Below are 12395 nucleotides of genomic sequence, written 5' to 3' on the forward strand. Positions count from 1 at the left end.
CGCAAAGACATGGTTCGAGCCTCGTTCGAGCGAGGAAGTGGGCAGTGGCACGAAGGCGTGGGTGGGGCGGCAATCCACCGGACAGTGACGAAGATGCGTCTCGTCGCATTGTCGAGGCCGCGGTCGAGTTGATCGGACGGACGAGTTCGGAAATCAGCATCGGCGACGTCGCCGAGTCACTGGGCGTGATCCGGCAGACCGTGTATCGATACTTCCCCAGCGCTGACGCTCTGATGCGGGCAGCTGCAATCGCGTCGGTCGACGGCTACCTCGATCGGCTCACCACACACGTGAGCGGCATCGAAGATCCCGTCGAGGCGATGACCGAGGGTGTCGTCTACACCCTGACCCAGGTCCACCGAACGCCGCATCTCGGCATTCTGCTCACCAGCACGAATTCGAGTCTTCATCCCGAAGGTCTGACCTCTCAGGAGGCGCAGGCCTTCGGAATGGCGATGATCACCCGCTTCGACGTGGACTGGGTGCGTTTCGGATACGACGACGCATCACTTCAGGAACTGGTCGAATACGTCCTGCGGACGATGCAGTCGTTTTTCCTCGCGCCCGGCGACCCGAAGCGGAGCGACGAGGAACTGCGGCGATACCTACGGCGCTGGATGGGTTCTGCGATCATCGCCCAGGGAAATTCTGTCAGCGGTGATCCGATCAGCGCAGAACCAGAGTCAAAACAACCGCGCTGACGCACGCGGCGATGACGACGATCAGCGCGAACAGGTCGGCGAGCTGAGGGCGCTTGGGGTACGCCGCGATCAAACCGGTGCCCCCGCGAGCGGAGATCGCTTCACCCATCTCGGCAGAGCGCCGAATTGCCACCGACATGGTCGTGGTGATCAGATCGACTATCGAATTGTCGGCAGCGCTGTTCACCACAGCTTTCGGGCGTAGTCGTCGCGCCGCCACCAGGGTGAGCATCTCGTCGATCAAGAGCGGAAGTGAACGAATGCAGAGGGCCGTCGCGATCGCCCACTCGTCGACCGGGATCTTGAGGAATCGCAGCGGTCTACCGAGCGTTGCCAGTGCCGGCGCCACATCGCTCATCGACGTGGTCCATGCCAACATCAGTGAGACGCAGAGCAATACAAGACCGAACGTCACAGCTTGCAGGTAGATGAAGACTGCGTCGAGGCCGATCGGAAGATTGATCAACGCGCCGAGCAGGATCAGCGCCCACAACCACCACGGAGGTCGCGGAACTGCAGTCGGGGGGATGCGTCCGATCACCGCGGTCAGCAACAACAATCCGAGTACGACGCCGATCGCCGGCCAGGACGGAGCGGTCACGACCACGATGCTGACGAGAACGACGGCAACGATCTTCGTTCCGGCCCACAATCGGTGGATCGGCGATGAAGTCGGGACTTCGCGCAGAAGTGTTGTCACGTCGTCGATCCTTCCAAGGCGCTGCTGGCGGCAGGGTCGAGGATGCGACCCTCCGACAGTCGAATTGTTCTGCTGCACACGGCGTCCATGCCGTCGACATCGTGGGAGATGACGACTACTGCGGTTCCGTTCCGACGAATCCACCTGAGTACGTTCAGGATTTCGTGTCGACCGGGTGGATCGAGACCGGCCAACGGTTCGTCGAGGATGAGTACCCGCGGTTGGCGCACGAGGAGACCGGCCAGGACGACGCGTCGCATCTGTCCGCCGCTCAACTCGTCGATGCTGCGGCCGGCGATGTGACGGTCGAGTCCGACGGCGTCGAGCGCCCACGAGACTTGCACCGATCCGATCTCCGGACCTCCGGCGGCCTCGATGTCTTCGGCGACGGTTCGGCGTTGCAGCTGCAGTCGCGAATGCTGGAACGTGAGACCGACGGTGCCGAGTTGGCGTGAGACGGGTTTGCCGTCGAAGACTGCGGTTCCCTTGCTCGGTGCGATCAAGCCCGCCATGATCCAGGCCAGAGTCGATTTACCGGAACCGTTGCCGCCCAGAACCAGCAGCCCGTCGCCGTCGCCGATTGTGAGATTGACGTCCGACAAGGCGCGCCGCGACCACGGAGTCCGGTCGTTGTACGTGTGGGTGACATCGGTGAGTTGGAGGACAGCTCGAGTGCTGACCGGCCACGGCGCAGACGGAGGACCCCCGAACGTCGACGTCATCCAACCTGGTTGGTGATCGATCTGCCGTCCGCGTTGTAGTTGAATCACCCGATCTGCGTTGCGGGTGTCGGCGTGGTGATGGGTGACCAGTACCACGGCCATCGGGTGGCGTCGCGGAAGTTCGGCAAGGAGCGAGACCAATTCCTCCCGGCCGGCCTGATCGACCATCGCGGTGGCTTCGTCCGCGATCAGCAGAGCGGGGCGCCGCGCCAGCGCGGCTGCAACAGCCAGACGTTGCATCTCGCCACCGGACAGCCCGGAGGTCTCACGCATACCCATGCCCGCGAGTCCCACCTCGGCCAGCAGTGCATCGACGTCGGGATGCGACTCGGGGGGGAGCCCCCAGACGACGTCGTCCGCGACGCGGGTTCCGAGGATCTGGCTTTCGGGTCGTTGGAGGACGACGGCGGTTCCGCCGTGTCGGCCGAGACCGGCGGACCCGGGTCTCGTCAGCGTCCCGACAGTCGGCGCGCGACCGGCGAGCAACCGGGTGAGTGTGGACTTGCCCGAGCCGTTGTGGCCGACGACGGTGACGAACTCTCCTCGTCGCACGGTGAAGTTGACGTCGACGAGGGCCGGTGTCGTTGCACCCGGATAGGTGAAGCCCACGTGATCGAAAGTGACCGGCAACGGATCGATCGGACGGTCGTCGGGTGCTGTCTGGAGCGGGTCGGCCGAAGGGAGTGCAGCCAATCGGTCGAGGACGGCGCCGAGGACGAAATAGGAGACGACGGTACTGAGGACGATTCCGGAGATGATGGACACGCCGATCCACAACCACCAGTAGTCGATGATCGAGCCGATGCTGTTCTCGATCCATTCGGCTGCGCCGACGAGTGTGGGGGCACGCTTCAAGATCTCGGCCACGCCCAACGCGGTGTTCTCGAGCGAGGTCAACAACAAGGTGCGCAGCGGAGCGAGAACAAGCAACAGGACTATGGAGAACAACGCCAGCGCGGGCCCGATGACCAATGACGACAGCAATGCGGAGACGAAGCCGAGACCGCGCCGCTTGACCGTACCGATGATTCCGCCGAGGAGAGCGCTCAATGCGACCGCCGCCGCAGATCCCGAACCCGCCGCGACGAAGGCGACTGCCGTAGCCGAGATACCGGCCGTCGTCACGGCGCGGACTCGGAAGCGCTGGGCAACAATTCCCATCGGAACGGCGGCCACGAGGTTGAGGGCGCTGGCCATGGGGATGACCGTGGCAATGACGGACAACGCGACCGTGAATCCGGCCATGACGGCACCCGTTGCCAACTCGAGTGGTCGAAGGTTGCCGGTTTCGCGGACTTGCGGACGGTTGCTCACTACGTCCAGTGTGCCAGTGGTGACATAACTCCCGCCCGACTGATGGTGAGCGCATCGGGGTGATTGCGTAGGCTTCACCTCAAACAATGCATCGGACGGAGCGTGGAAGACGTGAGTGCAGCACCCATCAGGGTCGGGGTTCTGGGAGCCAAGGGCAAGGTCGGTCGAGCGATCTGCGAGGCAGTGGAAGCTGCTCCCGATCTGGAACTCGTCGCTCAGGTCGACACCGGTGATCGCATCGAGACGTTTGTCGACACCCGCACTCAGGTAGTGGTCGATTTCACGCACCCCGACGTCGTCATGGGAAATCTGGAATTCCTCGTGGCCAACGGAATTCACGCAGTGATCGGCACCACCGGTTTCGACGAGTCCAGGCTTGCGACTGTGCAGTCCTGGCTCGACGCCCAGCCGGCAACGGGTGTTCTGATCGCCCCGAACTTCGCCATCGGTGCTGTGCTGTTGATGCGCTTCTCGGCTGCCGCGGCGCGCTTCTTCGATTCCGTCGAGGTCATCGAACTCCATCACCCCAACAAGGCAGATGCTCCCTCGGGCACCGCATACCGAACGGCCGCGATGATCGCCGAGGCTCGCGCGGAAGCAGGCGTGGGACGCAGTCCTGACGCCACCACGACCGAGCTCGAGGGTGCGCGCGGAGCGGACGTCGACGGCGTCCGGGTTCACTCCGTGCGGATGGCCGGACTGGTCGCGCATCAGGAAGTGATTCTCGGAACTCAGGGCGAGACGCTGACCATTCGCCACGACTCGATCGACCGGAATTCGTTCGCGCCGGGCGTTCTGCTCGGTGTCCGCCAGATCGGCTCGCGTCCGGGTCTGACGGTCGGTATCGATTCCTTTCTCGATCTATGAACAAGACCACCCGCACCGTCGCACTGATCGTCGCGATTTGCATTGCGCTCGCGGTGTACTTCGTGCTGCTCGGCCAGCGCGGAATCCAGCTCATCCAGGACGGTGGCGGCGCCGCGATCGGTCTCGGGATCGGCGTGCTGATCCTGCCGTTCCTGGGGCTGTGGCTCGTCATCGCCACGCTCCGTGCCGGCTTCACGCACCAGCGCCTCGCGCAGCAGATTCACGACGAGGGCCTCGCTGTCGATGCGTCTGCGCTTCCGAAATTGCCTTCGGGCCGGATCGAGCGAGCGGCTGCCGACGAGTTGTTCGCCCAGATCAAGGTCGACTGGGAAGCAGACCCGGACAACTGGAAGCAGAACTTCCGACTTGCTCGCGCCTACGACTATGCCGGTGACCGAAGCCGGGCTCGGGAAACCATGCGACGGGCAGTCGAACTGGAACGCCGTTCACGAGGCAAGTAGGTGTCTACGCCGCGGAGCGGGGCCTGCTGAGACGCTACCGCTCCGGAACGGTTGTGGGAGATGACGGATCCGGAGTGGTGGGGTCGAATGGCGGCGGGTTGTTCGGGTCGAAGCTCGTCACCGGCACCGAACAGGTCGCGCCCACTTCGGGATACGTGTTCGGGTTGACGCGCAGAGCCGAGACGAACTGATCGATGCGCGCGTCCGCGGCGTTGTCGAGCTTGAGCTGACGGCCCCACGACTGCAGCGAGATCGGCGAATCCAGGGTCGGATACGGCGACATCAACGTGTAGCTCATGCCCTCGACTCGCTGTGCCAAGCGAGCCTGATCCTCGCTCGAGACGAGGTCGGGGTTGTACGTGATCCACACGGCCCCGTGCTCGAGAGAATGGACCGCATTCTCGGTCCGAATCGCTTGTGGATAAACAACTCCGGTGCAGTTTGCCCAGACCGAGTCATGACGGCCGCCGAAGGGCGGTGAATATGTGTACGCCACGCGTTCGTTCGGGCGTACGTGTTGGGCTGCTGGGTAGTCGACCGTGACAACTCCGTCGATGGCTTCGGACGGATCCGGGTTGTCGATGCTCGGAACAAACGCATCCGGGCGCGGTGATCCTTCGAGGGAATTCGCACACGAAGCCAGTGCGAGAACTGCCGAGACCACCACTGTCGCTCGAAGTTGTTTGTTCACTCGGCCATGATAGCGGCGCCTGTCCGCTTTCCCGGGGACGCGAATCGACTACGACCCGAGAGAGCCGCTCGCTCCGCCCGACAGTGCGATGTCGTTGGCGCCGCGAAGAATTCGGATTGGTGGTAATGGCCCTCGGTATGCCTCGGAGCCACTGATCAGATCACCGGCAGCGTCGAACGCGATCGCCTCACCTTGTGGTTCGTCGGGAAGGGGGACGCGAATCGGGTTGGTGTTCAACGCTTTCACGACATCGCCGTCGGGAGCTGCGTACAGGTAAGCGTCGGTATACGTGCGGAGCGCTACCACCGTGCCGTCCTTGCTCACGGCGCCGCCGGTGACAGCCATCGTGCCGGCGTGGGGGACGGGCCCACCGGGTGTGAGGGTGGGAGTAAATCTGAGCTGACCTACTTTGGCCAACATGGTCGGCGAGCCCGTACTCAGATCCTGAACCTGCTGTCGCTCAGCGGTTGTGTAGACCACGCTTGCACCCAGGTAGTCCTTGGTGACGATGACGGGAACCCCGTCGCTCTGGATCAGTAGTGTCTCGGCGTCGTGCCCGCCGTCGGGATAGACCAGGGGGTAGGAGGTCGCCGCACCTGAAGCCGGATCGAGGTCGATCAGCCCGACCGACGTTCGTACCGCGTTGTTGTCGCCGATGTCTGCCAGCCACAGATGGCCGTCGGGAGTCGACGACAGATCCTCGACGTCGACACGAGGGGTGCCCACGCTGATCCAGCGCTGCACGTGGCAGTTCGAATCGAGTTCGGCGACCCGATCGTCGGAGCCGCTGTCGCCGATTGCGTACATCCCGGCCGCGGTGACGGTGAGTCCGGACAGCTCGGAAAGGCCTGCATCGGTGGGTGTGCACAGTACGTCGAAGACGCGGGCCTGTTGCGCCGCCGCAGGAACGGTGTGAACGCCGACAATCGCGGCGGCGAGAACAACCGATCCGGCAGCCCAAGCGACTGAGTGGGTGAGCGGTCGATTCCAGATCACGATGCAGTCCTCCAGGCCGAAGAATCGGGACTTAGTACCCAGAGAATACTGGACGTCCGTCTCACTTTGACCGAAACTGCAAGAAATCGCATCTGCCGAGACGCCGTGATGCGTCAGTGATTCACCGAGTGAATCCGCGTGCAGGAGGGGATACTCGACTCACCGGAGATCGGCGGCGACGAGCAGGAAGTGACGAAGCGATGGCGAAGAGTGAGTCCGACAAGCAAGGCGCAGATTCCCCGTCTCGGTTGATCGACAAGCGAATCGAGGAACTCGGAGACTGGCGGGGCGAGATGCTCGCCCGGATACGAACTCTGATCAAAGAAGTGGATCCGGATGTGGTGGAGGAATGGAAGTGGCGAGGTGTTCCCGTGTGGTACCACGCCGGAATGATCTGTACCGGTGAGACTTACAAGAGCGCAGTGAAGGTGACCTTTGCCAAAGGCGCATCACTCGACGACGCTTCAGGACTCTTCAACTCCAGCCTCGAGGGCAATACGCGACGGGCGATCGATTTCCACGAGGGCCAAGCCGTCGACGAAAAGGCGTTCAAGGCACTCGTTCACGCCGCGATTGCCCTGAACACCTCGAAGAAGTGACGCCCTGTCAGAGATGATGTTCAGCGAGGTCGAACGCACTGAGTAGCGTGCGGAATTTTGTACTGGTCTCTCTCAATTCGATTTCCGGGTCGGAAGTAGCGACGATGCCGCCGCCGGCGTAGGCCCGCGCCGAGAGGCCGTCTGCTGCGATCTCGGCGCAACGAATAGCTACCATCCACTCGCCGTCTCCAGTCCGGTCGCACCAGCCCACGGCACCGGCATAGAACCCACGATCGGCTTCGGTTGCGGTGATGTGCTCGCGTGCGGCGACCGTCGGTGTGCCGCAGACAGCGGGAGTCGGATGCAGCGCCATAGCGAGTTCGAGCGAGGTCAGGCTCGGGTCGATCAGGACACCTTCGATCTTGGTCCCGAGATGCCACAGTTGCGGTGTCCGAAGGATTTCCGGTGCGCTGGGTGCATTGAAGGACGTGCACAGTGGTCCGAGTATCGCGCTGATGGAGTCGACGACAAACGCGTGTTCGGCCAGATCTTTGGTCGACGCGCGGAGTTGCTCGGCATTCGCCTCGTCCTGATCCGAATTCGGATGGCGTGCAATCGAGCCCGCCAGCGGGTGGCAGGTGACGACGCCGCCTCGCCTTTCGATCAGAACCTCGGGCGTCGAACCGACCAGCGAACGCCCGCGGTACTTTCCTCCGGCGGGGGACAGGTCGACGCAGAAACCGTTGTGCGCGTGATCGAGTGCAATCAGTTTCTCGGCCAGAGCGGCGGGGAAGATCGTGGACTCGGCCTCGATGGTCAGGGAGCGTGCGAGGACAACTTTGTCGAGTTCGCCTGCTCGAAGTCGTTCGATGGCTCCGCGGACCCTGTCGGTGTGGATCTGCGGGCTGGGTTCGAATCCGGCTACCCGCGAAGTGGGTAATGACGGGATGTTCGAGTGATATAGATCACCGCGGACTCGTGTGAAACTCAGTGGCGCGGTGAGGGCGGACGGCGTCTCCGGGGAGAACGGCAGGGCGCCGACGACCGAGTCGATGCGCCCGGTCTTGAGGGCTTCGGCAGCGTCGAAGGCCGAGTCGAATTCTTCGACTACTCCCGAAGTGCGGATCGACGTTTGCCTACGTGAGAGCAGGAAAACGGAGTCCGTTTCATCGTCAGTCCGGTTGTTGCGCAACGGGAATTCGGAGACTTCGGCGAGTGCTGACATGGACACCCTTCCAGTTCGACAGATTGCTTGTTATGTTGAGGCTAGCCTTAGTTTGGGTGAATTTGTGTTGCGAGCGTCCGGGTTGTGTACTTCCGTACCGTTATGGTTAGGCTGGCCTAAAGTCAAGGCGTGCGGACGGGGTCGACACGAGGTTGGGTTGGCTCGATCTGAGCGCGTCGACCACTACTCGAGGAGACCGATGAGCAACACCGTGGACCGTGACCAGATCGTGCGCGACGTCGCCGAGGTTCTGTCGATGAGGGCAGAACAACTCGGCGACGACGCGGACCTGGGTGACGAAGGCCTTGACTCGGTTCGCTTGATGACGCTCGTCGAACGGTGGCGGGGAGCGGGCGCGGATGCCGACTTCGCGGAGTTGGCAGAAGAGCCCACGATCAATGCCTGGGTTCAGGTCCTGTGCCCGCAGTGAGCGAGCGCCGAATCGCCGTGGTCACCGGTGCTGCGGCGGGGATCGGCGCCGCAGTGGCCCGTACGCTTGCGCGCGACGGGTATTCGCTGGCGTTGCTCGATCGCGACGACGTCGAATTGAAGCGGGTAACTGCGGAATTGGCAGAAACAATCGTCGAAGGCGCCGATATCGAGAGTCACGTCGTGGACGTGACCGATCGGCAGGCAGTCGACGCTGCAGTGGCCTCGACGATGGACACGTTCGGCCGGATCGACGCGCTCGCGCACGTCGCCGGAATTCTCGACACCGGATCGGTGCTGGACTCCGATCCGGACCAGTGGCGGAAGATATTCGGCGTCAACGTCTTCGGATTGCTGAACGTGCTGCAAAGCGTGGGACTGGAAATGCGTCGCCGTCGGGCCGGGGCGATCGTGGTCGTCTCGTCGAACGCGGCCGGTGTCCCACGTATCGGGATGGGTGCTTACGGTTCGTCCAAAGCTGCTGCCACCATGTTGGTTCGAACCGCTGGACTGGAGCTGGCTACTGACGGCATTCGTGTCAACGTGGTCGCTCCGGGATCCACCGACACAGCGATGCAGCGGTCACTGTGGTCGGACCCTTCCGACGATTCGGGTGCCGACGCGGTCATCGAAGGCAATCTGGCGAGCTATCGCCTGGGTATTCCGCTCGGAAAACTGGCCACCGCAGACGATATCGCGGACTCGGTGCACTTCCTGCTGTCCGACCGGGCGGCCCACATCACCATGCAGGCGCTGTACGTCGACGGTGGAGCGACGCTCAAAGCGTGAGACGTATTTGCTGACAGTACTTTCGAACAGGAGTCACTTGCATGACCTCGAGGATCGCTCGCGAGCCCTTGGCACCCGTCGCACAGTATCCACCCGATTTGGTGACGTATTATCGGGAACGAGGCTATTGGACTGACGAGACGCTGGCCGGATTCGTCACGGCCGCGGCCGCACGGCATCCCGACAACGAAGCGGTGGTCGGCAGCGATGCCTTTGGCACACAGACACGGCTGACGTATTCCGACCTCGATCGTCGCAGCTCGGCCGTGGCCGGAGGCCTGTCCGGCTTGGGTGTTCGCGCCGGTGACCGGGTGCTTCTGCAGCTGCCGAACATCGTGGAATACGTCGAAGCATTGTTCGGTGTGTTGAAGCTCGGCGCCCTGCCGGTATTCGGGTTGCCGGCGCATCGCCGAACCGAAATCGGATACTTCTGCCAGTTCGCTGATGTCGCTGCCTATATCGTCGCCGACCGTCATGGCGGGTTCGACTACCGCGCGCTGGCGCGTGAGGTGAACGAAGGCCTCGAGACTCCGCCTGTTGTGATCGTGGCCGGTGACCCCGAAGAGTTTGTCGGTTTCGATTCGCTGCGCGGATACGAGGTTCCCGTTCTTGCCGACGTCGATCCGTTGTCGGTCGCCTTTCTTCAGCTTTCCGGTGGCACGACCGGTGTTCCGAAGCTGATTCCGCGAACGCACGCCGACTACCTCTACTCGGTGCGAGCGTCCAACCCGATCTGTGGCGTCGACGACGCGACGCGCATGTTGGTGGTTCTTCCTGCAGCGCATAATTTTCCGATGAGTTCGCCGGGCATCCTGGGTGTTCTCCACGCGGGCGGCTCCGTGGTTCTGGCGCCGGACACCATGCCCTCCACAGCTTTCGGTCTGATCGAATCAGAGCGAGTCACGCACGCTTCCTTGGTTCCACCGATCGCGTTGGCCTGGATGGCCGCCCCCAGTAAGGCAGATCACGATCTGTCGAGCTTGCGGGTTCTCGGCGTCGGCGGAGCGAAGTTCAGCGCCGAAGCCGCTGCACGCGTACCCACGGAGTTGGGCTGCACCCTCCAGCAGGTGTTCGGGATGGCCGAGGGGCTGGTCAACTACACCCGCCTCGACGACACGCAAGAATTGATCGTCAGCACTCAGGGCCGGCCCATTTCACCCGACGACGAGGTTCGTGTGGTCGACGACGAAGGCGCGCTCGTCGCGCCCGGAACCACGGGGCACTTACTGACTCGGGGTCCGTACACGATCCGCGGCTATTACCGGGCGGATGCGCACAATGCCGAGGTCTTCGACGCCGAAGGTTTCTATCGCACCGGCGATCTGGTCAGCGTCACCGATTCAGGACATCTGATAGTCGAGGGGCGCGCAAAAGACCAGATCAACCGCGGCGGTGAGAAGGTTGCGGCCGAGGAGATCGAGAACCACCTGCTCTCGCATCCGGCTGTCCACGATGCGGCCGTCGTCGCCGTTCCCGACGAGTACCTGGGCGAACGAACCTGTGCTGTTCTGGTGATTTCCGGAGATGCACCGACCGTCGGCGAGATCAAGCGATACATACGAGGCCGAGGCGTTGCGGCGTACAAGGTTCCGGATCGAGTGGAGTTCGTGACCGAGTTCCCCGTCACCGGCGTCGGAAAGACCAGCAAGGCGGCCTTGCGCCGTGTTCTCAGCGAATCGATTGCCGCACAGACTCTGTCGAGTTGATCGGTTCCCACCCCCATTTTCGAGGAGATTCATCATGGCGCTACCCACAGCAGTGCGATACGAGATGCCCACCGAGTTTCCGCAGAATCGGGTCGACTGGACTCTCGATCCTTCCCGAGCGGTGTTGCTTCTGCACGACATGCAGGAATATTTCGTGAACGCGTACGACCGAAGCGTCGACCCGCTCCAAACCGTGGTTCCGAACATCGACCGGCTTCGTTCGTCGGCGCGAGCTGCCGGAATCCCGATCGTCTACACCGCCCAACCCGGTGATCAGGATCCCGAGGAGCGTGCGTTGCTGTCGGATTTCTGGGGACCGGGTCTGAAGGCAGATCCCGCTCACACCGACGTGATCGCCGAGTTGGCTCCGCATTCGGACGACGTGATGCTCACAAAATGGCGCTACAGCGCCTTCATCAAGACGGATCTGCGTGAGCGGCTGCGCGAGAGTGGGCGTGACCAGCTGATCATCACCGGAATCTATGCCCACATCGGTTGCCTGACTACCGCTTTGGACGGGTTCATGCAAGACGTGCAGATCTTCTTCGTGGGCGACGCGGTAGCCGACTTCTCCCTGGACGAGCATGTCGGTGCGCTCGAGTACGCGGCCGGGCGCTGCGCCTCGGTCACCCGAACCGACGACCTGGTCAAGGCGATGAGCGCGGAAACCGTTTCGGCGTAGGCGTGAACGGCGACGGGTGCGCCACCCGTCGCCGTATTGTCAGATGTGTGAAGACTCTGTTGGTGGTTCACCACTCGCCCTCGCCGACAACCCACGCATTGTTGGATGCAGTCCTGGCCGGGGCTCGCGATCCCGAGATCGAGGGCGTCGAGGTGAAGGTGATGCCGGCGTTGGCGGCGACGGTGCCCGACGTCCTCGCTGCTGACGGCTATCTTTTCGGAACCACCGCCAATTTCGGTTACATGTCGGGCGCGCTGAAATACTTCTTCGACACCACGTACTACCAATGCCTCGGCGCGGTTTCGGATCGACCGTACGGCCTGTGGGTTCACGGCAACAACGACACTGCCGGTGCAGTGTCCTCGGTGCGCAAACTCGCCACCGGGCTCGGATTGGTCGCGGTGGCGGATCCGCTCGAAGTGACTGTGAGCGTGGACAAATCTGTCCGCGATGGTTGTTATGAACTGGGCGGAACCGTCGCGGCAACGCTGATGGACTAGCCTTCACTTTCTCGTTTCGATTCACGAAAGAGACTGTCCCGCAAGCGGTTGTAGAAGCGCGTGTCCTCTGATT

At 62.8% G+C, this 12395-nt stretch carries 14 protein-coding genes; 9 read left to right on the forward strand and 5 right to left on the reverse strand.

Translation table 11 applies throughout. The annotated features are described in order from the left end of the window. The first annotated feature begins 44 nt into the window (after positions 1–44). On the forward strand, positions 45–701 hold the full coding sequence (locus tag G9U53_RS03550) for a TetR/AcrR family transcriptional regulator (RefSeq protein ID WP_007735111.1): 657 nt from the start codon (positions 45–47) through the stop codon (positions 699–701). Here the strand turns inward: G9U53_RS03550 and G9U53_RS03555 are convergent. Together G9U53_RS03555 and G9U53_RS03560 are read right to left on the reverse strand one after the other, a co-directional pair. Further along, complete coding sequence (locus tag G9U53_RS03555; protein WP_042450697.1) at positions 667–1401, reverse strand: energy-coupling factor transporter transmembrane protein EcfT; 735 nt, start codon at positions 1399–1401, stop codon at positions 667–669. The genes G9U53_RS03550 and G9U53_RS03555 overlap by 35 nt on opposite strands. After that, positions 1398–3437: an ATP-binding cassette domain-containing protein gene (locus tag G9U53_RS03560; protein ID WP_030535578.1), complete on the reverse strand. Its 2040-nt coding sequence runs from the start codon at positions 3435–3437 to the stop codon at positions 1398–1400. Before G9U53_RS03560 ends, G9U53_RS03555 begins: the two co-directional genes overlap by 4 nt. A gap of 102 nt (positions 3438–3539) precedes the next feature. Here G9U53_RS03560 and dapB point away from each other — a divergent pair, with 102 nt between their 5' ends. Both dapB and G9U53_RS03570 read left to right on the forward strand, forming a co-directional pair. Further along, positions 3540–4304 carry a 4-hydroxy-tetrahydrodipicolinate reductase gene (gene dapB / locus G9U53_RS03565; RefSeq protein ID WP_003942179.1) on the forward strand — a complete coding sequence of 255 codons (765 nt, stop codon included), beginning with the start codon at positions 3540–3542 and terminating at the stop codon, positions 4302–4304. Beyond that, positions 4301–4765 carry a hypothetical protein gene (locus G9U53_RS03570; protein ID WP_003942246.1) on the forward strand — a complete coding sequence of 155 codons (465 nt, stop codon included), beginning with the start codon at positions 4301–4303 and terminating at the stop codon, positions 4763–4765. The genes dapB and G9U53_RS03570 overlap by 4 nt, the downstream gene beginning before the upstream one ends. 34 nt (positions 4766–4799) lie before the next feature. Here the strand turns inward: G9U53_RS03570 and G9U53_RS03575 are convergent, their stop codons facing one another. Further along, positions 4800–5408, reverse strand: coding sequence for a DUF3105 domain-containing protein (locus tag G9U53_RS03575; protein ID WP_202427056.1), 609 nt, complete (start codon positions 5406–5408; stop codon positions 4800–4802). Between the two features lie 96 nt (positions 5409–5504). Beyond that, positions 5505–6452 carry a hypothetical protein gene (locus G9U53_RS03580; protein ID WP_165638326.1) on the reverse strand — a complete coding sequence of 316 codons (948 nt, stop codon included), beginning with the start codon at positions 6450–6452 and terminating at the stop codon, positions 5505–5507. Positions 6453–6652: 200 nt separating this feature from the next. On the opposite strand from G9U53_RS03580, the gene G9U53_RS03585 reads away from it, so the two are divergent. Further along, a complete protein-coding gene (locus G9U53_RS03585) occupies positions 6653–7051 on the forward strand; it encodes a DUF1801 domain-containing protein (RefSeq protein WP_007735116.1) in 399 nt (132 codons plus the stop codon). 7 nt (positions 7052–7058) lie between these two features. Here the strand turns inward: G9U53_RS03585 and G9U53_RS03590 are convergent, their stop codons facing one another. Further along, positions 7059–8216, reverse strand: a complete 1158-nt coding sequence (locus G9U53_RS03590; protein ID WP_020969440.1) for an isochorismate synthase — start codon at positions 8214–8216, stop codon at positions 7059–7061. A 199-nt stretch (positions 8217–8415) separates the two neighbouring features. On the opposite strand from G9U53_RS03590, the gene G9U53_RS03595 reads away from it, so the two are divergent. Genes G9U53_RS03595 through G9U53_RS03615 form a run of 5 tightly spaced genes read left to right on the forward strand, consistent with a single transcriptional unit; the run spans position 8416 to position 12322 of the window. Next, entirely contained in the window at positions 8416–8646 is a 231-nt protein-coding gene (locus G9U53_RS03595) for a phosphopantetheine-binding protein (RefSeq protein ID WP_003942230.1), read from the forward strand. Next, the gene (locus tag G9U53_RS03600) at positions 8634–9434 is read left to right on the forward strand and encodes a 2,3-dihydro-2,3-dihydroxybenzoate dehydrogenase (protein WP_003942103.1); all 801 of its coding nucleotides are present in this window, start codon (positions 8634–8636) and stop codon (positions 9432–9434) included. Before G9U53_RS03595 ends, G9U53_RS03600 begins: the two co-directional genes overlap by 13 nt. 41 nt (positions 9435–9475) lie before the next feature. Further along, positions 9476–11140 (forward strand): AMP-binding protein, encoded by a 1665-nt coding sequence (locus G9U53_RS03605; protein WP_165638327.1) that lies wholly within the window; start codon positions 9476–9478, stop codon positions 11138–11140. A 34-nt stretch (positions 11141–11174) separates the two neighbouring features. Next, positions 11175–11822, forward strand: a complete 648-nt coding sequence (locus G9U53_RS03610) for an isochorismatase family protein (protein WP_003942132.1) — start codon at positions 11175–11177, stop codon at positions 11820–11822. 47 nt (positions 11823–11869) lie between these two features. Then, complete coding sequence (locus tag G9U53_RS03615) at positions 11870–12322, forward strand: flavodoxin family protein (protein WP_165638328.1); 453 nt, start codon at positions 11870–11872, stop codon at positions 12320–12322. Positions 12323–12395 lie beyond the last annotated feature (73 nt).

The organism is Rhodococcus sp. D-46 (assembly GCF_011290655.1).
Classification (GTDB): domain Bacteria; phylum Actinomycetota; class Actinomycetes; order Mycobacteriales; family Mycobacteriaceae; genus Rhodococcus_F; species Rhodococcus_F qingshengii.

What these genes read in the sequence shown, in the direction of transcription:
- G9U53_RS03610 (WP_003942132.1), top strand. Translation starts at nt 11,175, where the DNA reads ATGGCGCTACCCACAGCAGTGCGATACGAGATGCCCACCGAGTTTCCG.
- G9U53_RS03590 (WP_020969440.1), bottom strand. Translation starts at nt 8,216, where the DNA reads ATGTCAGCACTCGCCGAAGTCTCCGAATTCCCGTTGCGCAACAACCGG.
- G9U53_RS03570 (WP_003942246.1), top strand. Translation starts at nt 4,301, where the DNA reads ATGAACAAGACCACCCGCACCGTCGCACTGATCGTCGCGATTTGCATT.
- G9U53_RS03605 (WP_165638327.1), top strand. Translation starts at nt 9,476, where the DNA reads ATGACCTCGAGGATCGCTCGCGAGCCCTTGGCACCCGTCGCACAGTAT.
- G9U53_RS03595 (WP_003942230.1), top strand. Translation starts at nt 8,416, where the DNA reads ATGAGCAACACCGTGGACCGTGACCAGATCGTGCGCGACGTCGCCGAG.
- G9U53_RS03585 (WP_007735116.1), top strand. Translation starts at nt 6,653, where the DNA reads ATGGCGAAGAGTGAGTCCGACAAGCAAGGCGCAGATTCCCCGTCTCGG.